At 72.1% G+C, this 19,753-nt stretch carries 19 protein-coding genes and 1 pseudogene; 10 read left to right on the top strand and 10 right to left on the bottom strand.

The features are described 5' to 3' along the window. Positions 1 to 4 precede the first annotated feature (4 nt). Positions 5 to 714: pseudogene (locus IPJ78_10820) on the bottom strand (class II fructose-bisphosphate aldolase). Between IPJ78_10820 and IPJ78_10815 the strand changes: the two are divergent. Beyond that, on the top strand, positions 632 to 814 hold the full coding sequence (locus IPJ78_10815) for a hypothetical protein (protein MBK7907038.1): 183 nt from the start codon (positions 632 to 634) through the stop codon (positions 812 to 814). The pseudogene IPJ78_10820 and the gene IPJ78_10815 sit on opposite strands and share 83 nt — an antisense overlap. Then, positions 811 to 1,485, top strand: coding sequence for an AAA family ATPase (locus IPJ78_10810; GenBank protein MBK7907037.1), 675 nt, complete (start codon positions 811 to 813; stop codon positions 1,483 to 1,485). Before IPJ78_10815 ends, IPJ78_10810 begins: the two co-directional genes overlap by 4 nt. A gap of 73 nt (positions 1,486 to 1,558) precedes the next feature. Here the strand turns inward: IPJ78_10810 and IPJ78_10805 are convergent, their stop codons facing one another. Further along, positions 1,559 to 3,562, bottom strand: coding sequence for a protein kinase (locus IPJ78_10805; protein MBK7907036.1), 2,004 nt, complete (start codon positions 3,560 to 3,562; stop codon positions 1,559 to 1,561). Positions 3,563 to 3,626: 64 nt separating this feature from the next. Beyond that, entirely contained in the window at positions 3,627 to 4,328 is a 702-nt protein-coding gene (locus IPJ78_10800; GenBank protein MBK7907035.1) for a hypothetical protein, read from the bottom strand. A gap of 57 nt (positions 4,329 to 4,385) precedes the next feature. On the opposite strand from IPJ78_10800, the gene IPJ78_10795 reads away from it, so the two are divergent. After that, on the top strand, positions 4,386 to 5,642 hold the full coding sequence (locus IPJ78_10795; protein ID MBK7907034.1) for a hypothetical protein: 1,257 nt from the start codon (positions 4,386 to 4,388) through the stop codon (positions 5,640 to 5,642). On the opposite strand, the gene IPJ78_10790 is transcribed toward IPJ78_10795, so the two are convergent. From IPJ78_10790 to msrP, 3 genes are read right to left on the bottom strand one after another with little or no spacing between them, the layout of a single operon-like run. Then, complete coding sequence (locus IPJ78_10790) at positions 5,639 to 6,895, bottom strand: class I SAM-dependent RNA methyltransferase (GenBank protein ID MBK7907033.1); 1,257 nt, start codon at positions 6,893 to 6,895, stop codon at positions 5,639 to 5,641. The genes IPJ78_10795 and IPJ78_10790 overlap by 4 nt on opposite strands. Positions 6,896 to 6,904: 9 nt before the next feature. Next, positions 6,905 to 7,510 (bottom strand): sulfoxide reductase heme-binding subunit YedZ, encoded by a 606-nt coding sequence (locus IPJ78_10785; protein ID MBK7907032.1) that lies wholly within the window; start codon positions 7,508 to 7,510, stop codon positions 6,905 to 6,907. A gap of 51 nt (positions 7,511 to 7,561) precedes the next feature. Then, the gene (gene msrP / locus IPJ78_10780) at positions 7,562 to 8,509 is read right to left on the bottom strand and encodes a protein-methionine-sulfoxide reductase catalytic subunit MsrP (GenBank protein MBK7907031.1); all 948 of its coding nucleotides are present in this window, start codon (positions 8,507 to 8,509) and stop codon (positions 7,562 to 7,564) included. 98 nt (positions 8,510 to 8,607) lie between these two features. Here msrP and IPJ78_10775 point away from each other — a divergent pair, with 98 nt between their 5' ends. Genes IPJ78_10775 through IPJ78_10760 form a run of 4 tightly spaced genes read left to right on the top strand, consistent with a single transcriptional unit; the run spans position 8,608 to position 12,308 of the window. Beyond that, the gene (locus IPJ78_10775; GenBank protein ID MBK7907030.1) at positions 8,608 to 9,420 is read left to right on the top strand and encodes an ABC transporter permease; all 813 of its coding nucleotides are present in this window, start codon (positions 8,608 to 8,610) and stop codon (positions 9,418 to 9,420) included. Further along, positions 9,420 to 10,688: an ABC transporter ATP-binding protein gene (locus tag IPJ78_10770; protein ID MBK7907029.1), complete on the top strand. Its 1,269-nt coding sequence runs from the start codon at positions 9,420 to 9,422 to the stop codon at positions 10,686 to 10,688. Before IPJ78_10775 ends, IPJ78_10770 begins: the two co-directional genes overlap by 1 nt. Then, positions 10,685 to 11,878, top strand: coding sequence for a glycosyltransferase family 4 protein (locus IPJ78_10765; GenBank protein MBK7907028.1), 1,194 nt, complete (start codon positions 10,685 to 10,687; stop codon positions 11,876 to 11,878). The genes IPJ78_10770 and IPJ78_10765 overlap by 4 nt, the downstream gene beginning before the upstream one ends. A 1-nt stretch (position 11,879) precedes the next feature. Continuing rightward, complete coding sequence (locus tag IPJ78_10760) at positions 11,880 to 12,308, top strand: SufE family protein (GenBank protein MBK7907027.1); 429 nt, start codon at positions 11,880 to 11,882, stop codon at positions 12,306 to 12,308. Here IPJ78_10760 and IPJ78_10755 read toward each other — a convergent pair. Then, complete coding sequence (locus IPJ78_10755) at positions 12,305 to 13,735, bottom strand: hypothetical protein (protein ID MBK7907026.1); 1,431 nt, start codon at positions 13,733 to 13,735, stop codon at positions 12,305 to 12,307. The genes IPJ78_10760 and IPJ78_10755 overlap by 4 nt on opposite strands. Positions 13,736 to 13,877: 142 nt before the next feature. Between IPJ78_10755 and IPJ78_10750 the strand changes: the two genes are divergently transcribed. Further along, a complete protein-coding gene (locus tag IPJ78_10750) occupies positions 13,878 to 14,315 on the top strand; it encodes a hypothetical protein (protein ID MBK7907025.1) in 438 nt (145 codons plus the stop codon). A gap of 25 nt (positions 14,316 to 14,340) precedes the next feature. On the opposite strand, the gene IPJ78_10745 is transcribed toward IPJ78_10750, so the two are convergent. Then, the gene (locus tag IPJ78_10745; protein ID MBK7907024.1) at positions 14,341 to 14,835 is read right to left on the bottom strand and encodes a hypothetical protein; all 495 of its coding nucleotides are present in this window, start codon (positions 14,833 to 14,835) and stop codon (positions 14,341 to 14,343) included. A 132-nt stretch (positions 14,836 to 14,967) separates the two neighbouring features. On the opposite strand from IPJ78_10745, the gene IPJ78_10740 reads away from it, so the two are divergent. Then, entirely contained in the window at positions 14,968 to 16,668 is a 1,701-nt protein-coding gene (locus IPJ78_10740; protein ID MBK7907023.1) for an amidase, read from the top strand. Continuing rightward, positions 16,665 to 17,420, top strand: a complete 756-nt coding sequence (locus IPJ78_10735) for a hypothetical protein (protein ID MBK7907022.1) — start codon at positions 16,665 to 16,667, stop codon at positions 17,418 to 17,420. The genes IPJ78_10740 and IPJ78_10735 overlap by 4 nt, the downstream gene beginning before the upstream one ends. Here the strand turns inward: IPJ78_10735 and IPJ78_10730 are convergent. Both IPJ78_10730 and IPJ78_10725 read right to left on the bottom strand, forming a co-directional pair. Then, positions 17,395 to 18,570, bottom strand: coding sequence for a glycosyltransferase (locus IPJ78_10730; protein MBK7907021.1), 1,176 nt, complete (start codon positions 18,568 to 18,570; stop codon positions 17,395 to 17,397). The two genes, IPJ78_10735 and IPJ78_10730, sit on opposite strands and share 26 nt — an antisense overlap. Beyond that, positions 18,567 to 19,715, bottom strand: a complete 1,149-nt coding sequence (locus IPJ78_10725) for a glycosyltransferase family 4 protein (protein MBK7907020.1) — start codon at positions 19,713 to 19,715, stop codon at positions 18,567 to 18,569. The genes IPJ78_10730 and IPJ78_10725 overlap by 4 nt, the downstream gene beginning before the upstream one ends. Between the last annotated feature and the right edge of the window lie 38 nt (positions 19,716 to 19,753).

Here is a 19,753-nt window from a genome sequence, read left to right as displayed (position 1 = left end):
CGGCTCACTTCACGACCGCGTCGAGCTCCCTCTGCTCGTAGCGCGCCTTGCAGAGCGCCTTCATCACCGAGCGAGCCACCGCGAGGTACGTCCGCGGGTCGAACTCCTTCGGATTCTTGCCGAGGAACTGCCGGATCGCCCCCGTGCTCGACATCCATAGGTCGGTGTCGATGTTCACCTCCCGCACGCCGTGCTTGAACCCGTCGACGATCTCCTCCACCGGCACGCCGTACGTCTCGCCCATCTGCCCCCCGAACTCATCCATCACCTTGAGCCATTCCTGCGGCACCGACGACGAGCCGTGCATCAGGAGTTGATTGTTGGGGATGCGCGCATGGATCCCCTTGACCGGTCGATGCGCAGCACCGCCCCCGGCGGCGGCCGAGGAGGCGGGCGCGGGGGCACACCCACCCATCGCCTGCTCGGCGAAGCGGAAGAACTGGCCCCACGACTCCTCGACGGAGGCGGGATCGCGGCGGTAGGCCGCGAACTGTTCGGCGGCGTCGGCGCCGTTGAAGTCGCTCGCGATGGGCTGCTGGAAGGACATGATGGATGCGATCCAATTGAGCGACTGGCGCTCAACATACAGGATCCATCCGACGGAACCGCCCGGGATGCCCATCGACGCACGGTGCGGGACCTGCTCCGGCAGTTCCCGGTCGTCGCGCTCCTCGGGGCGCGGCTGGTGGGCAAGACCACCCTCGCCCGCACCATCGCCGCCGCGCAGCGCGGTCCGGTGTCGATCTTCGACCTCGACGTCGGGCCCGGCCCGCCGATCCGCTCCTCGCCCTCCGCGGGCTACGCGGACTCGTGATCATCGACGAGGTGCAGCACCTCCCGGAGCTCTTCCGCACCCAGCGCGTCCTGGTCGACGAGGCCCCCTCCGGCCGCCGCTTCCTGATCCTGGGGTCGGCTGCGGTCGAGTTGCTCCACCGATCGACTGAGTCGCTCGCCGGACGCATCGCGTATAATGAGCTCCCGGGTTTCGATCTCGGCGAGGTGGGGAGTGCGCGGCAGGACCGGCTCTCGGTGCGCGGCGGCTTCCCCCGCTCCTTCCTCGCGCGCTCGGAGGCCGAGAGCCGCGGCGGTGCTCCGCCGCTTCTGGCTCATGGTCGCGCACTACCGCGCGCAGCAATGGAACGCCTCGGAACTGGGACGCGCATTCGGCGTCGCGCACACCACGGTCCAACGGTATCTCGACGTGCTCTCCGAGACCTACATGGTGCGGCAGCTCGCGCCCTGGTTCGAGCACCTCGGCAAGCGACAGGTGCGCTCGCCCCGGGTCCTCATCCGCGACAGCGGCATCCTCCATCAACCGCTCGGCGTCGCGGATCGCGCCGCCCTCGAGAGCGCGCTCGCGCACCTCGGCGCGCGAGCGGGCGAGGCGTACTGCTGGCGCACGCAGGCGGGCGCCGAACTCGACCCGCTGGTCGTGCGGGGCCGCATGAGGCTTCGAGTTCAAGCGCACGACGACCCCAGCGTTGACCCCGTCGATGCGAATCGCGGTCGAGGACCTGAAGCTCGATCGCCTGAACATCGATCCGCGACCGACCGCGCGTCAGCCGATCTGCGCCAACCGGTCGTGCAGCGCCAGCGCCGTCTGCGGCCGGCCCGCCGGATCCTTCGACAGCGCCGCCATCACCAGCGCCTCGAGCGCCGGGGGCACCTCGGGATTGAGGCGCCGCGGGCTCGGCGCCGTCTCCTCCAGCACCTTCGCCACCAGCTGGTACGGCGTCTCGGCCTGGAACGGTGTCCGCCCGGTCAGGCACTCGTACAGCACGCACCCCGCGGCGTAGATGTCCGCGCGGGCGTCGATCTCGTCCCCCGCGAACTGCTCCGGCGCCATGTACTCCGGCGTCCCGATGATCATCCCCGCCTGCGTGACGCCGCTCTCCGGCTTCCGCGTCGCCAGGCGCGCGATGCCGAAGTCCATCACCTTCAGCACGCCGTCCGGCTCCACCACCATGTTCTGCGGCTTGATGTCGCGATGGATCACCCCCTGCTCGTGCGCGACCTCGAGCGCGCGCGCGAGCTGCTTCCCCACCGAGAGCGTGATCGGCAGCGGCAGCTTCCCCTTCGCGCGGATCAGGTCCTTCAGCGACTTCCCGTCCACGTACTCCATCGTGATGAAGTACACGCCGGAGTTCTCGCCGAGGTCGTGCGTGCGCACCACGTTGCGGTGCGAGATCTTCCGCGCCAGCCGGATCTCGCTCTTGAACCGCTCGAGCGCCGTCGGGTCCTGCGAGAGGAAGTCCTGCTTGAGCGTCTTGATGGCGATCACCTCGCCGAGCTCGGTGTCGATCGCCTTGAACACGGTCCCCATCCCGCCCTCGCCGAGCACTTCCTTCACCTCGTAGCGCACGGCGAAGCGGCTGCCCGGGGTGAGCCCCACGCCGGCCACGCGCTGCTCGGTCGTCGCCGACATCGCCCGCATCTGCACCGTCTTGGCGGCGTCCGCGCTCGAGAGGAACTCCACCAGTTCCTGCTTCTCGCGCAGGTCGGCGAGGAGCCCGCGGAACGCGCCGGCGAGCACGCCGATCTCGTCCTTGCTCGTGGACGGGATCACGGCCTTGTAGTCGCCGTCCGCGGCGCGACGCGTCGCCTCGACGAGCTTCCCCACCGGCCGCGTGATCTGGTTCGCGATGAGCAGCGAGAGCAGCGCGGCCACGAGGATCCCCACGCCGCCCGTCAGCAGCAGCGAGCGCTGCAGGCGCTGGAAGCTCGCGAACTCGGCGTCGCGGTCGCGGAGCATCAGGTACCGCCCCACCACGCCGCCATCGGCCCCGCGCAACACCTCGGCGAGCCCGATGTAGTGCCGGCCGCGCAGGTCGGTCTCCACGCGCGCCTCGCTCGAGTCCGCGGAGCCCATGGGAAGCGTCGAGATGGCCCGGACCACCTCGGCGTCACGCCCGAGCGTGGAGGCGGCGATCACCGTCGCCCCCGCCGTGTCGGACGTGAAGAAGACCACGTCGAGTTCGCTCGCCGCGCTCGACTTCACCTTCGCGGCGAAGGTCGAGTCGACATCGCGCGCGGCGAAGAGCGCCCCGACGATGCGGTCGGTGCCGCGGTAGATCGGCACCGCCTCGAGGATCAACAGCTCGTTCCGCGCGGTGACACCGAAGCCGCCGGTCGACTGCCCGCCGAGCGCCGAGGCGACCTCGAGCGACCGCTCGCCGAGGGTGAGCGTGTCGGCGCCCGGCTCGTCGCTCTTCGCGAGGCGGAAGCCGCTCGCGTTGGTGATCTGCACCCACTTCGCCCCGAGCGTCGCCCCCGCCTCCTGCGCCTGGTCGAGCGCATCGCCCGGCTCCGCCGCCTCGACGAGCGCCCCGAAGTTGGCGTTCTCGGCGAAGGCCTCGGCCGCGGCGCGCAGCCCGTTCGCGCTCCCGGCCAGCTGTGCGTTCACCGCCTCGCGCGCCGAGCCGAGGACACGGTTCACGGAGACATCCGCGGCCTCGCTCGCCTGGCGCGCGGCGATGGCCAGCGTCGTCGCGATGATGACCACCACGACGAGCGCCGTGGAGAGGAAGATCTTGACGGTGAGACTCAGGCCCTTCGGCTTCACGGTGGGTGGGGCTCGGGGGGAGGGGCGTGACGCCCGATGGAGCGCCGCGCTCGGCGCCGCGCGATCAGTACCGCGTCGCGCTCCGGTCGTACTCGCGGCCGAACTTGTTCTTGTGCTCGACGAACCGGTAGCCGCGCGCGTCGAGCGTGGTCGCGATCTCGGGCAGGCCCGCCGCCGCCACGGTGATCGGCGTCTCGACGGTCTTGGCGCGCTCGTGCCAGACGGTCAGCGTGTACTCGCCCGCCGGTACGCCGACGATCGTCCAGCGCCCGTCGTTCCCCGCCTGCGCGTACCAGGGCGACGGCGAGACCACCACGAACGCGGTCATCCGCGGATGGATGTTGCAGTAGATGGGATAGGCGCCCGCCCGGCGGAACGGCGCTTCTTTGCTCTTCCCCGCCCCGTAGAGCCCGAGATCGAACTGCGCCCCAGGCGTCGACGAGAAGATGTTGTGGCTGAACGGGTCCTGATTGGGGAACTCCACGCGACTACCGGGCGTGATCACGCGCACGTGCGGCACGAAGGCGCGGCCGCTCATGGCGAGCGTGGCCTCCACCGGCCGCATGCGCAGCCGCGCAGTATCTTTGGGCACCAGATAGATGATGGTGCTGCTGAAGTCCGTGGTGGTCTCGCCCGGACGCTCGGTGATCGCGACGCGCCCCGTGAGGGTGCCCTGCGCGCCGAGCACGAACGGCGCCGCCATCGCCATGCCCATGGCGACCACGAAGGGACCCACCCGACCGACGACGGAGCCACGATGCCGCATTGTTTCCTCTGGATTGTGCCTGACAACGCTACCCCTCGGCGCGGCCGATGGTCAAGCATGGTCGCGCTCGGCCTTTCGCTCGGCGTGATGCCGGTCACGCTCGCGGCGCAGGCGGCACCCGAGCGCACGCAGGCGCAGCTCGATTCGCTCCGGCAGCGGGTGGAGGACGCCGAGGCGGCGCTCCAGGCGCTCCGCGAGCAGCTCGCGACCGAGGCGTCGAGCGCGCTCCGCACCCGCTCGCGCGTCTCGCTCGAGTTCACCGGCCGCGCGCTCATGCATGTGGTGAAGAACGACGCGCGCACCAACAATGTCGACGTGCCGGTCTTCGCACGCCCCGACTCGGGCACCGGACCGCAGGGCGGTCTCGCGATGACCATCCGTCAGACGACGCTCGGCGTGGGCTTCGCGGTGAGCGAGGTGGCCGGCGGCACCTTCCGCGGCGACCTCGATGCCGACTTCTTCGGCGGCCAGCAGCCGAGCTCCGGGGGACGGACGTTCCCGCTGGTGCGCCTCCGCACTGCGCGCGGCACGCTCGAGTGGGCGAAGGGCTTCGTGATGATCGGCCAGGAGCAGCCGCTCATCACGGGCGTCGATCCGGTCTCGATCGCGTCCGTCGGCGTGCCCGGCTTCACCGCCGCGGGGAACCTCTGGCTCTGGCTGCCGCAGGTGCGGGCCGGCGTGCACAGCGCCGGGCGCCTGCGCGTGGGCGTGGAAGGGGCGGTGCTCGCGCCCACGAGCGGCGACGCCGCGGGCCTGTTCGACACGCAGTTCGACGCGGCCGAGCGCACGGGCACGCCGTACCTGCAGGGACTCGTGCGGATGGCGTGGGGTGAGACCGAGCGGCCCGGATCGATCACCGTGGGCATGCACACCGGCAAGATCGCGGACGCAACAGACGCGGAGCGCTCCTCGGAGGCGATGGCGGCGACCGTGCGCCTGCCGATCGGCTCGCGGCTCGAGCTGCGGGGCGAGTTCTTCGACGGGCAGGCGCTGCGCGGACTCGGTGGCGGCGGTGTCTCGCAGGGATTGGGCGTCGGCGGCGCACCGGTGCGCACGCGCGGCGGATGGGGTCAGGTCAATCTCCAGGCGACGCCACGCTTGCTCATCGGTGGCGGCATGGGCTTCGACGACCCCGAGGACGCGGACATCGCCGCGGGTGGCCGGATCAGGAACGCGACGACCGAGGCGCACCTGCATTGGCGTCCGGCCGGCCCGCTCGTGCTCGGCTTCGAGTGGCGGCGGATCGCGACCGAATTCACCGTCGGATCGCGCACCGCGCAGCACCTGAACCTCGCGTTCGGCTTCGAGTTCTAGCGGCGGGACCGCTTCGTCGCGGCGCGTGACGTCGTTCCGCCGCGGGACGGCGCCGCCCCCACGTCCGCCCCCACGTCCGCCGCGACGAGCCGCACCGCGATCCCGCCGTTGCTCGTTGCGAGGACCTCGGTGAAGGGGAGCTTCACCTGCGCGTCGAGCGCGCGGTCGGCGCTCAGCAGCACCACGCGCCAACCCTCGCAGCGCTCGCGCGCCACCTGGCCGAGCCGTGCGAACAGGTCGCGCAGCGCCGGCGTCTCCCCCACGCGGACGCCGTACGGCGGATTCGCGATCAGCAGGCCACGCGGCGCCGACGGCACCTCGAGCGCCGAGAGGGCCGCGACGCGGAACTCGATCTGCTCGCCCACGCCCGCGCGCGCCGCGTTCGATCGCGCGTTGGCGACGGCGCCGGCATCGCGATCCGCCGCGATGATCGGCATGCCAGTGGCCGGACGGATCTCGGCCTCGGCCGCGCGACGCGCCGCGGTCCAGGTGCCAGCAGGCGTCTCGGGCCAGCGCTCCGAGGCGAACCGACGCGCGAGCCCTGGGGCGATACGCCGCGCCATCATCGCCGCCTCGATCGCGATCGTACCCGACCCGCACATCGGGTCCACGAGCGGCTGCGCCGGATCGAACTCGGCGCCCACGAGCATCGCCGCGGCGAGCGTCTCGCGCAGCGGCGCGCGCCCGACCGCGAGGCGGTACCCGCGGCGATGCAGGAGGTCGCCCGACGCATCCGCCGAGATGGTGCAGGTGTCGTGGTCGAAGCGCACGATGAAGAGCTGCGCGGGCAGTCCGTCGGTCGGGGTCGCGCCCGTCGCCTCGTCCGCCTCGTCGTCCGCGTGCGCGCCCTGCTCGAACGTCGCACCCGGCACCCCGCGCACGATCGCGGCCGCGACGCGCTCCGCGACCGCATCCGAGTGGTAGAGGCGCGACTTGCGACAGGTCACGCGCAGGCGGAAGCGCGCGCCGGCCGGAAGGACACGCGCCCACTCCACCTGTCGCGCCGCGCGCTCGAGCTCGTGGAAGGCCTTCGCCCGGAACTGCGCGAGCCGCACGATCACGCGGGTCGCCGTGCGGGTGCGCAGCTGCACCGCCGCGAGCCGCGCGGCATCGGCCCCGAACTCCACGCCGCCCGGCACCGCCGTCGCATCGGCGACACCGAGGGAGACGAGTTCGTGCGCGACGAGGGACTCGAGCCCCGGCGCGGCGATGGCGAAGCAGTCGTATCGGAGGGCGGCGCGCGGGGCGGTCACCCGCGCAATCTACACGCGCGCGTCGGCCCGGCGACGCGCATCCCACACGCGCCACAGCAGGAGCGCCGAGAGTACGCCCAGGTACAGGAGCGGCTCGGTCAGGTCCTTCTTCACCGACAGGATGTAGTGCAGCACGCCGAGCAAAGCGATCGGGTAGATCAGGCGATGCAACGGCCGCCACCGCTTCCCCATCCGCGCGATCGCCTTCTTGGTGGACGTCAGCGCCAGCGGCACCATCAGCAGCATCGCGAGGAAGCCAACGGTGATGTACGGCCGCTTGGTGATGTCCTTCCACACGTCGGCCCAGCCCACGTACTCACTGACCCACACCTGCGCATCGAGAAGCAGCCAGGTGAGGAAGTGGAGCACGACGTAGGCGAACGCGAAGAGGCCGAGCGTGCGGCGATGCTTCGCGAGCCAGTTCCACCCCGAGTGATACCGCAGCGGCGTGATGAGGAGCGTGCCGAACAGCGCGCGCAGCGTCCACTCGCCGAGCAGATGCTCGCCTTCCTTGATGGGATCCGCGCCGAGCCAGCTCGACCCGTAGAAGACGTCACTCACCACCGCGGCCGTGATGGTCAGGGCCGGGAGCGCGGACGCGATGACGAGCAGCACGCCGAATCCCCGCGGCTGCTTCGCGAGGCCCAGCCAGGGCTGCGACACGACTCAGTAGTTCCGCGCGAGATCCATCCCCGAGTACATCGACGCGACCTGCTCGGCGTAGCCGTTGAACGGCAGCGTGGGGATGCGCCGGAAGTTGCCGATGCGCCGCTCCGTCGCCTGGCTCCACCGCGGATGATCGACCCGCGGGTTCACGTTGGCGTAGAAGCCGTACTCGGACGGGTTCGCGAGCGCCCACGAGGTGGCGGGCATCGTCTCGGTGAGGCGGATGCGCACGATGCTCTTGATCCCCTTGAAGCCGTACTTCCACGGCACGACGAGGCGCAGCGGGGCGCCGTTCTGGTTCGGCAGGTCCTTGCCGTACACGCCGGTCGCGAGGAGCGTGAGCGGATGCATCGCCTCGTCGAGGCGGAGCCCCTCGTTGTACGGCCAGTCGAGCACGGGGTAGCGCTGGCCCGGCATCCGCGCCGGGTCCATCAGCGTGGTGAACTCGACGTACTTCGCCTTGCTCGTCGGCTGCGCGCGGCGGAGCACGTCGGCGAGCGGGATGCCGCGCCACGGGATCACCATGCTCCACGCCTCGACGCAGCGCATCCGGTAGATGCGATCCTCCATGCGCGAGGGCTTGAGGAAGTCCTCGAGCTGGTAGCTCCCCGGCTTGGCGACGAGCCCTTCGACCTTCACCGTCCACGGCCGCGCCCGGAACTCCCGCGCGTTCATCGCCGGATCGTCCTTGCCGGTGCCGAACTCGTAGAAGTTGTTGTAGGTCGTCACGTCCTCCTCGGGCGTCGCGACGTCGGTCGGCTGCAGCCCGTAGGGCGTGCCGAGCGGGCGCTCCTGTCCCGGCGTCGCCGCCGTCAGGACCGAGGCCTTGAGCGCCTTCGCGCCGACGAGCCCCGCACCGATCACGCCGGCGGCGGTGAGGAACGTGCGGCGGTCGAAGTACACGCGCTCGGGCGTGAGTTCGCTGGACGGCAGGTCGTTGGTCGGCATGGGGTATCTATCGCTGGGGACGGGATTGTGTTCCCGGAGGGGCCGTGCCCTATTTCTGCATCGTGCCCGCCCTATCGCACCAGTACGCAGAGCCCCCCGTGCTCGTTATCCAGCCGGACAGCGCTCGGACCCTCGGGCTCGTCGGCGACCTCTGGGCGTTCCGCGACCTGCTCTGGGCCCTCGCCGACCGCGACCTGCGCCTGCGCTACCGCCAGACGGTCCTCGGTGTCCTCTGGGTGGTGCTCCAGCCCCTGCTCGGCGCGCTCATCTTCACCTTCGTCTTCGGTGTGGTGGCCGGGCTGCCGAGCGACGGCGTGCCGTACTTCCAGTTCACGTTCGCCTCGCTCGCCGGGTGGGGGCTGTTCGCGGGGATCGTGACGCGCGCCAGCGGGTCGCTGGTGCAGAACAGCGGACTCATCGCGAAGGTCTGGTTCCCGCGCGCGGTGATCCCCGCCTCGACCATCCCGGCGGCGCTCCTCGATGGCGCCGTCGCGCTCGTGGTGCTGCTCGCGATGCGACTCGCCTCGGGCGCCATGCCGGGACCGTCCCTCCTGCTCGCACCGCTCTGGGTGCTGTTGCTCGTGCTGCTGGCCTTCGGACTGGGCCTCATCGGCGCCTCGCTCATGGTCCGCTACCGCGACGTCCAGCACATCCTGCCCGTCGCCATGCAGCTCCTGCTGTACGCGAGCCCGGTCGCCTACGCCGCGAGCACGGTGCCCGAGCGCTATCGCGAGGCGTACCTGCTCAATCCCGTCGCCACGTTGCTCGAGGGATTCCGCGCCTCCCTCCTGGGCACACCCGTGCCGGGGCCGCAGCCGGTGCTCGCCGCGCTCGCGTGGACCGGGCTCGCGCTCTTCGTGGGCGTCACGCTCTTCCGTCGCCTCGAGCGACGCTTCGCCGACGTGATCTGATGGCGGGCATCGCGGTCGAGGCGCGCGGGCTGGGCAAGCGCTACCGGTTGTCGCGCGAAGCGCCGGCGACGACGCTCCCCGAGCGGCTGGCGCAGCTGGTGCGCGCACCCTTCGGTGGCGCGCCGGGCGAGGACCTCTGGGCCCTGCGCGACGTCGGGTTCTCCATCCCCTCCGGCAGCGCCGTCGGGATCATCGGCCGCAACGGTGCCGGCAAGAGCACGCTGCTCAAGGTGCTCTCGCGCATCACCCCGCCCACCACCGGCGAGGTGCGGCTGCGCGGTCGCGTGGGGTCGCTGCTCGAGGTCGGGACCGGGTTCCATCCCGAGCTCTCGGGGCGCGAGAACATCTTCCTCAACGGCGCGATCCTCGGGATGCGCAAGCGCGAGATCGCCGCGCGCTTCGACGCGATCGTCGCCTTCGCCGAGGTGGAACGGTTCCTCGACACGCCGGTGAAGCGCTACTCGAGCGGGATGTACGTGCGCCTCGCCTTCGCCGTCGCCGCGCACCTCGAGCCGGAGATCCTCATCGTGGACGAGGTCCTCGCCGTGGGCGACGCCGAGTTCCAGCGGAAGTGCCTCGGCAAGATGAGCGAGGTCGCGAGCGGTGGACGGACGGTGATCTTCGTCAGCCACTCCATGCCCGCGGTCTCGGCGCTCACGCAGCGCGTGCTGCTGCTCGACCGCGGGACCTGCCTCTTCGACGGCGCCACGGCCGAGGGGATCGCGCGGTATCGGGCGCTGCAGGGCGGCGGAGAGGCGCGTCCCGGCGCGTACGAGGCGCCGGCCGGCGGCCCGCGCGCCAATCGCGTGCTCGCGGCGCGCGTGGTGACGAGCGATCCCGGCGGCGTGCACCGCCACGGCGAACCGATGCAGGTCGAGTTCACGCTCGACATCCCCGAGCCCACGGGGACGCTCTGCTTCTCCTGCAAGTTCGCCGACGCGGAGGACCGGAACATCGTGCATCTCTGGTGCTTCGACGCGGAGGCGCGGTTCCGTCGCGAGGCGGGCCGCTACACGCTGCGCTTCGAGGTGCCGCGCGCGCGGCTCTTCCAGGGACGCTACACGGTGCGCGCCTACCTCTCCGACCGCCGCACGAACGCGATGTTCGACGAGCTGCACGGGATCTGCCCCTTCGAGGTCACGATGGACGGCACCGCGCGCGACGACTACGCGTGGAGCGCGGGGGACTGCACCTATCTCGAGGGCGCGGCGTGGGTCCTCGCGCGCGAGGGCGACGTGATGGCGCAGCGCGGGACCGTCGCGCCATGACGGCCACGCGTCCGCGCGTCCTCATCGTGAGCTTCATCGGTGCCCCGGGCGGCGCGCACAACCTGTGGCGGCACTTCGTGCTCGACGCGGCGCACCGCGACGCGTTCGAGTTCCACCTGCTCGCGCCCCGCGCCTACCGCGACGCCGACCCGGCCCCGTTCGCGGACGGCGGCGTCACCTTCCACGCAATGACCGAGCTCACGCCGCCGCCGCTGCGCGAGCGCCTGCTGCGGCGGATGGTCGGCGCCGAGGTGCCCGAGGCGACGCGGTGGCGCACGCGCCTCGACGCGATCGCGCCTGACCTGGTCTGGTTCAACCTCGCGGGGATGGGGGACATGAACTGGTGCGTCCCGGCCGGCGAGGCCGCGGCGGCGCGCGGCACGCCGTACTGGCTCGTGCTGCAGCACGCGCACGAGGACTACCATTTCGTGGATGATGCGCGGACCGATGCCGCGCTCGGGCTCGCCCGCCAGGCGCGACGCGTGCTCACGGTCTCGGCGCGCAACCACCGGGCGCTCGATCGCGCGCTCGGCACCGCGCTGGCGAACGTCGAGTCGGCGGTCAACGGCGTCACGGCCGCGACGCTCGCGGCCGGCGAAGCGGTGCAGAAGGCGCACCCCATCCGCACGAAGGGACCGGTGCGCCTCCTCTGCCTCGCGCGCTTCGATCCCGCGTACAAGGGCCAGGACCTGCTGCTCGAGGCGCTCGCCCATCCCGAGTGGCGGGGACGCGAGTGGGTGCTCACGCTGCAGGGCGGCGGGAGCCATCCGCGACTGCTCGAACGGCTCGCGCGCTCGCACGGCTTCGGACCGGACCGCGTGGTGCTCAAGCCGCACGGCGAGATCGGCGCGGCCTTCGCCGAGGCCGACCTGCTGGTCTTCCCGTCGCGGTCGGAGGGGTCGCCCTTCGCGCTCGTCGAGGGGATGGCGCATGGGCGGCCCGCGGTCGTGACGCCGGTCGGGGGCAACGATGAGCTCGTGCTCGAAGGACGCACCGGTTGGGTCGCGTCGGCGGTGACCGAGGAGGCGTTGCGCGCCGCGCTCTCCCGCGCCTGGGTCGCGCGCGCGGCGTGGCCGGCGGCGGGCTTCGCGGCGCGCGAGCATGTCGTGAAGGGCTGGGGCCTCGAGGCACCGCACCAGCGGCTCGCCGATGCGATCCGCCTCGACTGCCTCCGCGCGCAGAGGACCTAGCGTGCCGCTCCCGCCCCGCATCGCCACCGTCCTCGACCGCTTCGCCGCGATGGACCGCGAGACGAAGATGCAGGCGCTCGTCTCGTATGCGAAGAAGCTCGAGCCGCTCCCCGAGCGCCTCGCCGCGCTCGACCGTGCCGCCTTCACCGTGCCCGAGTGCCAGACGCGCGTGGACCTCTTCCCCGAGGTGCACGACGGCCGGCTGCACTTCTGGGCCGACGTGAACGTGCGACAGTCGCCGACCATCGCCGCCTTCCTCTCGATCGTGTTCTCGGCGATCAACGATCAGCCGCCCGAGACGACGCTCGCGATCCCGGACGACTTCGTGCAGCGCATGATGCAGGGCCTCGGCCTCAGCGCGCGCGAGACCGGCCTGAACGCGATGGTCGCGCGGCTCAAGCGCCACGCGCGGGACGCGACGAACGCCTAGCCGGGCAGGAGCGGGAGGGTCAGCGCGAAGGTCGCGCCCGATCCCGGGGAGGACTCGACCGAGAGGTCGCCCCCCGCGTGCTTCGCGAACGCGAACGCCGAGGCAAGCCCCAGGCCGGTACCCTTCCCGCGCGGTTTCGTCGTGAAGTAGGGATCGAACACCCGCTCGGCGACCTCAGCGCTCATCCCGGTCCCCGAATCCGTCACGCGCAGCCGCAGCCGCTGTCCCGCGCTCCCGTCGGCGCCGAGGCGCCCGTCGATCCCGCACGCGAGGTGCAACCGGCCGCCCTCGGGCATCGCATCGCGCGCGTTGGCCGCGAGGTTGAGCAGCACCTGGTCGAACTCCACCGCGTTGACCCTCACCCGACGCCCGAGCCGGCCGTCGTCGGGCAGATCGGCCTCGACCGTGATCCGCTCGCCGACGAGCCGGCGGACCATCGGCAGGAGCTCGGCGAGGCGCACCGCGGGATCGAACGCTTCGACCTCGCCCGTCCCCGGGCGCGAGAAGTCCAAGAGCTGCCGCGTGAGGGCGCGGCCCCGCTCGACCGCCTCGCGACGGTCGCGGATCGCCTCCGCCCGCTCGGTCGGCGTCGCTGTGGACTCCGCGATCGACTCCGTCGCGCCCAGCGTGGCGGTGAGGATGTTGTTGAAGTCGTGCGCCACGGTGCCGGCGATGCGGCCGATCGACTCCATGCGCTGCACGCGACCGAGGCGGCGCTCGAGTTCGATCCGTTCGCGCAACGTCCCCTCGCGCTCCTGCGCGAAGGCCGCCACGGTCATGTAGTAGCCCGCGAGCGTGAGGGTGAGGAGCTGCATCGCGGTGAACACGGTGGGCTGTGCCGCCATCGTCAGCTGTCCCGGGCGTGCGAGCTCGAGCAGGAGCCCCCCGGCGAAGCGGGTGAGGAGGAACGCGAAGCCGAGGGCGAGATAGAGCCGTCCCGGGAAGCGTCGCGCGCGCACGACGAGCACGAGCGCGAGCGACGTGCCGAGGATCGCGAAGATCCGCAGGCCAACGCCCTGCATGGGCTCGACGACCCACGCGATGCGCGCGGCGAGTCCGATCCCGGTCAGGAACGCCGCGACGCTACCGATCATCCAGAGAGGAGCGCGCCACGCTCGGCGATCGACGATGACGAATGCCGCATCCGCGAACGCGGTCACGGAGAGCATCGCGAGCGCGAGCGTGATCGCGTCCACGCCCGCGGACGGCGCGAGCGCGAACAGCTTGTCCGACGCGAGGGGCGTGACGGCCGAGAAGGCCCCGTACAGCAGCCAGGCGCGCGCGAGCACGGCCATCGAGTGCCGACGGAACTGCAGCCAGAGCCCGATGAAGGTCAGGCCATAGGCGATCGCGACCGCCGCGGACAGCGACTGCGCGGCGACGGCCGAACTGCCGTCCGAGACGATGGTCGAGAGTTCTGGTGGCACGTCGTCGGAACCTATCGGTCCGGGAACCGATGGTCCATGCGCCGTCCAACCCCGGGCGCGGTATCATTCCCGGGGCTGCGGGCCGTCAGGTCACGCCCCGGCCGCCTCCCCCCGCCCCGTTCCCTTCACGCCCCGAGCCCCCGTGTCCACCAAGACCCAGTCCGCCGCGTCGCACGCCGCGTGGCAGCCGCTCTTCCACTTCTTCGCCTCGCCCGTCACGCTCCTCGCTGCCCTCCACCTCACGTGGGTCGCCATCCGGAACCCCGGCGCGATGAACGTCGGCAACGCGCTCCTGCTCTGGGCGGTGGCGATGGGCATCCTCGCGTCGCGCATCATGGCCCTGCGCGTGCAGGACCGCGTGATCCGGCTCGAGATGCGCCTGCGGCTCAAGGAGCTGCTCCCCCCCGCGATGCATCCGCGGATCCTCGAGCTGGCCCCGCGTCACATGGTCGCGCTCCGCTTCGCGAGCGACGCCGAGCTGCCGGCGCTCGTGGACCGGGTGCTCAAGGGCGAGCTGACGACGCAGAAGCAGATCAAGGGCGCCATCAAGGATTGGCAGGCGGACTACTTCCGCGCCTGACGCGCGCCGCGCTGATGCCGGAGCGCTAGCGCTTCGGCATCAGCTGCGCGTGCCACGACTCGCGCGCATGGCGCTCGAAGCGCGCGCGGAAGTCGCCGACCGTGCTCACCGTCGTGTCGAACACCGGCGTCTCGCCATCGAGCTCGCCCATCGTGGCCATCGCCTCGAACTGCGCGCGCGTCGCGCAGATCACGAGCCCGCCCGCGCGGAAGTAGACGTTCCCGCCGCCGACCATCGACGTCCCGATCCCGTCCTCGATCTTCTCGAGCACGCGGAAGAGTCCGTCGATCGAGCACCCCGACGCATCCGAGGCGCGCTCATCGACCCCGACGACGAGGAAGTGCTCGTCCACGAACGTCCGGCCGCTGGTGAGGGCATTGCCATGCGCCTTCCAGGTGAGCAGGAACCCGTCGACCGCCGCGAGCAGCCGCGGCTCGTCCACCTCGTCGAGCGGGGCGCGGGCAGCGAACACCCAGCAGCGGGCGTCGTCGGGAAGCGTCTCGAATGGCACGAGCGGCACGGGGTCTCCTGGGCACGGGCGCGGATCGCGCGTCACACAGTATAATCGGCCCATCCCCCGCGCCGGACCGGGCCGCCGCTCGCCGTCCGGGCGCACGCCGTGCAGATTCGACGGGACCTCCTCCCCCATCGCATGGCACTCGCACACGACGCGGCCCGCCGCGACTTCCTCACCCGGATCGGCGCCCTCGGCGCCGGCTCGTCGCTCTTCCCCGGTGTGCTCTGGGCGCAGGTCAGCGCCGGTGCCGAGATCACCGACGCCACGATCGTCGCCGCGGCCGAGGTGGCCGGCGTGACCTTCACGGAGGAGGAACGCGCGCTCATGCTCGACGGCCTCAAGGGCCAGACGCGCAACCTCCTCGCGCTCCACGAGGTGAAGCTCGAGAACGCCACCGCGCCGGCGATCGTCTTCAACCCGCTCCCGCGGCCTGACGCGCTCCCCACCGGGCCGCAGCGGCCGATCGTGATGTCGCTGCGCGCACCGCAGGCCCGCCCCACTTCGCTCGAGTCCCTCGCCTTCGCGCCGCTCACGACGCTCGCCGACCTCGTGCGGCGCAAGCAAGTCACGAGCGTCGAGCTCACGACGATGTACCTCGAGCGCCTCGCGCGGCTCGACGCCAAGCTCCTCTGCGTCACCACGCTCACGCGCGACCGCGCGCTCGCGAAGGCGCGCGCCGCGGACGCCGAGATCGCCGCCGGCCGCTACAAGGGGCCGCTGCACGGCATCCCCTGGGGCGCCAAGGACCTGCTCGCGGTGAAGGGCCACCCCACCACCTGGGGCACCGCCCCGTATCGCGACCAGACCTTCGACCACGACGCGACGGTCGTCGAGCGTCTCGACGCCGCGGGCGCGGTGCTCATCGCCAAGCTCACGCTCGGAGAACTCGCCCAGGGCGATCGCTGGTACGGCGGCATGACGCGCAATCCATGGAAGCTCGACCAGGGGTCGAGCGGCTCGTCCGCCGGACCGGGCTCCGCCACCGCCGCCGGCGCGGTGGGGTTCGCGATCGGCTCCGAGACGCTCGGCTCCATCTCGTCGCCGAGTACGCGGAACGGGGTCACCGGCCTCCGACCGACCTTCGGGCGCGTGCCGCGCACCGGCGCGATGGCGCTCAGCTGGTCGATGGACAAGCTCGGCCCGATGGCCCGCTCGGTCGAGGACTGCGCGCTCATCTTTGCCGCGCTGCACGGGCCTGACGGCAAGGACCAGTCGTGCCACGCCGCACCGTTCAACTGGGATGGCACGGCACCGCTCCGCGGCCTGCGCGTGGGCTACGTGAAGAGCGCCTTCGACGCCCCGCTCGAGCGGCATGCCACCAAGCCGTTCGATGATGCGGTGCTCGCCAGCCTCCGCGGCCTCGGGATCGACCTCATCCCGGTCGAGATCCCCGATCTCAACTACAACGCGATGCGGATCATCCTCACCGCGGAGGCGGGAGCAGCGTTCGACGAGCTCACGCGCAGCGGACGGGTGCGCGAGCTCGCGCAGCAGAACGCCGGCGCCTGGCCCAACACCTTCCGCACCGCGCGCCTCATCCCCGCGGTGGACTACGTGAACGCCAACCGCGTCCGCACCCTCGCCATCCAGCAGTGGGACACGCTCATGCAGTCGGTGGACGTGATCGTGGCGCCGACCAACGGCGCGCAGCTCACGGCGACGAACCTCACCGGACATCCCGCCGTGATCCTGCCGAGCGGCTTCCGCGAGACCGATGGCACGCCGGTGTCGATCACCTTCCTCGGCCGCCTCTTCGGCGAGGAGGCGATGCTGCGCGTGGCGCACGCGTACCAGCAGGCCACCACGCATCACCTCAAGCACCCGGAGCTCGGATGACCACCCGGACTGCCCCGCATATCCGTACGCTCCTCCTCGCGACGGCCCTGACGCTTGCGGCGCCGGTCGCCCGCGCACAGCAGGCCTGCGACTGCGCCGCACCGTTCTTCCCCGCGCGCTGGTCGGTCTTCGTCAGCACCGGTGGCGGCACCTTCACGGTGGACGGGATCAACGGCGTGCTCGCGACCGGCGGGTTCGCCGCCGTCTCCAACGACGCGATCGGATTCGGCGGCGGCGGGTTCGGCTCGTTCGGGCCGCTGCGCATCGGCGCGGAGCATGTGCGGCTCGACGGCGGCTCGGAGAGCACACCGGCGGGACTCTCCGCGCGCATCGAGGCGTCCTACACCACGCTCACGCTCGGCTGGGACCTGCGCCCGCGCGGCCGCCTGAGCATCGCGCCCACGCTCGGCGTCGGGCGCGGGAACTACGTGCTCACCGTCGGCGATCGCGCCGGCGGCGCCACCGTGCCCACGTCACCCGCGCCGACGTTCGCCGAGGTCGTCGCGGATCCGGGACGCGAGAGCCGGCTCGAGGGGAAGCACTGGGTGTTCGAACCGATGCTCGCCGCCGACCTGCTCGTCGTGCGCAGCGCGGCGCGGCGGCGCGGCATCACCATCGGGGCACGCGCGGGCTATCGCGTCGCGCCCAATCGCCCCGACTGGGAGTATCGTGGCACCGCCGTCACCGGCGGTCCCGTCGATCAGGCCAAGGGGCCGATCGTCCGGCTCACGGTGGGGATCGGCGGGCGCTGAGTCCCGCGATCGCGCGTTCCACGCCGGCGATCATCACCGGCACGGTGAAGCGCGCTTCGGCGTCCGCGCGCGCGCGCACCACGATCGCTTCGCGCGCCACCGGCGGCATCGCGCGCACCGCATCGGCCGCCGCCGCGAGCGCAGCCGGATCGCCGGGCGGCACGAGCCAGCCGGTCTCGCCGTGCACGAGGATCTCGCGCACGCCGCCCGCATCGGTCGCGATCACCGGCCGGCGCGCGAGCATCCCTTCGACCACCACGCGTCCGAACGGTTCGGCGTCCACCGCAGCGTGCACGACCACGTCCGCCGCGCGCAGCAGCTCGGCGACATCCTCGCGCTCGCCGAGGAATCGTACGCGATCGGCCACGCCGAGCGCGGTCGCGTGGCCGCGGAGCCCGTAGGCGTAGGCATCCTCGCCGAACAGCGCCGCGCCGATGATCCACGCGTGCGCACCGGGCAACGCCTGCAGTGCCGCCAACGCCACATGCTGACCCTTCCAGGGCGCGAGCCGCGCGCAGACCGCGAGCACCTGCGCATCGCCGGCGCCGAGTTCGGCGCGGACCGCGGCCGCCTGCGCGGGAGTCACGGCATCGAAGCGCGCGGCATCGAGCCCGTTGTGCACCACGTGGACCAGTTCGGGCTTCCCGCCGGCCGCGACGAACGCGTCGGCCGTCGCACGCGAGTTGCAGATCACGGCCGCCGCGCGCGCGTTGGCGAGGAAGACGGCGGCGGTGATGTTGCGCGCCGAGAAGTGCGCGGTGCTGAGGATGTCGCGCAGGTGCCAGACCACCGGCCGTCGCGCGAGCAGTCCCGCCGCAGCCGCGACGACGAACGCCTTCTGCGAGTTCGCGTGGATCAGGTCGAATCCCTTCGCCAGGCGCGAGACCTTCCCGGCGAGCCGCGCGACGTCCGCGAGCGCGCCGAGTCCCGGTCCGCCGGACTCGCGCTTGACCTCACCGAGCGCGCCGAGCGGTTCGACCTCCACGGGGATCCCCCGCGCGCGCGCCGCGCCGGCCACGGGCCCATCCGCGAGCACCAGCATGCGCCGGTCGGCGCGCCATCCACCCGCGAGGTCGAGCAGCGAGCGCTCCGCGCCGCCCAGCACGCCGCTGTGCGTCACGAAGAGCACGCGCGGCACGGCGTCGCTCATCGCTTCCACTCGCGTCGCACCTGCAGCAGCACCGACGCCACCTGCTCGGCGACCACCGACCAGTCGTAGCGCTGCTTCGCGAAGGCGACGCACTCGCTCGCGCTCGGCAGCGCGCGCTTCCCCGTGAGCGCTTCGGCGATGCCGTCGGCGATGGACGACGCGCTCGCGTCCCAGAGCACGAGCGAGTGCGAGAGCCCTTCGACCGTCTCGGGGAGTCCGCCGATCGGCGTGACCAGCACCGGGGTGCCGGCCGCGAGCGACTCGGGAACGATGAGCCCGAATCCCTCGAGCGAGATGCTGGGCACCACGGTAAGGTCGGCGGCACGATAGGCGAGCGGCAACTGCGCCTCCGGCACGAAGCCGAGGAACCGCACCGCGTCGCCCGCACCGAGCGCCGTCGCCTGCGACTCGAGCGCGGCACGCTCCTCCCCTTCGCCGGCGATGAGGATACGGACCGCGGGCACGCGCGCGCGCAGCGCCGCCGCCGCCGCGATCAGCCGATCGACGCCGGTGCGGCGCACGAGCCGGCGCACCGCGAGCACGGTGGGCACACCCGCGTCCCATCCGAGCTGCGCGCGTGCTTCGGCGCCCGTGGGGAGCGCATCGAAGCGGGCCGCATCGACCCCGCCCGGGATCACGCGGATCCGCTCGGCGGGCACGCCGAACTCCTGTTGCAACAGTTCCGAGAAGGCGCGCGAGAGCACGATGCACGCATCCGCCCGACGATAGACCGTGCGCTCCAGCTGGCGCCGCAGGAAGCCCGAGATCGGGTTCCGTCCCTCGGCCACCGACTCATCGGACCACGGCCCATGGAAGTAGACGACGAACGGATGCTCCTTCACCGCGTCGAGCGCCCCGAGCGCATACGGGGCGAAGTGCCCGAGGATCACCTCGTCGTGCGCCGCGCCGAGCATAGTGCGGAGCAGCGGGTCCACCGATCGCATGCGCCGCCACATGGGCGTGTCGAGCGCGCCGAACGCGCGCACGCGGCCCGCGGTCTCGCGCTCGGCGAGGTCGCTCCCCGCGACGAGTCCCTGCATCTCCACGCCCAGCGTCCCGAGCCGGTGATGCAGCTCGAACATCATGCGGTTGAGCCCGCCCGCCTGCTCGCTCTGCCATCCCATGCCGATCTGCACGATGCGCAGCGCATCCCCGGGCCTGAAGCGCACCGGCTCCGAGCTCC

This window comes from Gemmatimonadota bacterium (genome assembly GCA_016714015.1).
In the GTDB taxonomy this organism is placed as follows: domain Bacteria; phylum Gemmatimonadota; class Gemmatimonadetes; order Gemmatimonadales; family Gemmatimonadaceae; genus Pseudogemmatithrix.
Note: the sequence above shows the minus strand (reverse complement) of the source record. Positions and strands in the feature narration are given on the sequence as shown.

Excerpts from the sequence above, each read along its gene's own strand:
- IPJ78_10800 (MBK7907035.1), bottom strand. The coding sequence starts at position 4,328 with ATGCGGCATCGTGGCTCCGTCGTCGGTCGGGTGGGTCCCTTCGTGGTC.
- IPJ78_10795 (MBK7907034.1), top strand. The coding sequence starts at position 4,386 with ATGGTCGCGCTCGGCCTTTCGCTCGGCGTGATGCCGGTCACGCTCGCG.
- msrP (MBK7907031.1), bottom strand. The coding sequence starts at position 8,509 with ATGCCGACCAACGACCTGCCGTCCAGCGAACTCACGCCCGAGCGCGTG.
- IPJ78_10770 (MBK7907029.1), top strand. The coding sequence starts at position 9,420 with ATGGCGGGCATCGCGGTCGAGGCGCGCGGGCTGGGCAAGCGCTACCGG.
- IPJ78_10765 (MBK7907028.1), top strand. The coding sequence starts at position 10,685 with ATGACGGCCACGCGTCCGCGCGTCCTCATCGTGAGCTTCATCGGTGCC.
- IPJ78_10740 (MBK7907023.1), top strand. The coding sequence starts at position 14,968 with ATGGCACTCGCACACGACGCGGCCCGCCGCGACTTCCTCACCCGGATC.
- IPJ78_10735 (MBK7907022.1), top strand. The coding sequence starts at position 16,665 with ATGACCACCCGGACTGCCCCGCATATCCGTACGCTCCTCCTCGCGACG.
- IPJ78_10730 (MBK7907021.1), bottom strand. The coding sequence starts at position 18,570 with ATGAGCGACGCCGTGCCGCGCGTGCTCTTCGTGACGCACAGCGGCGTG.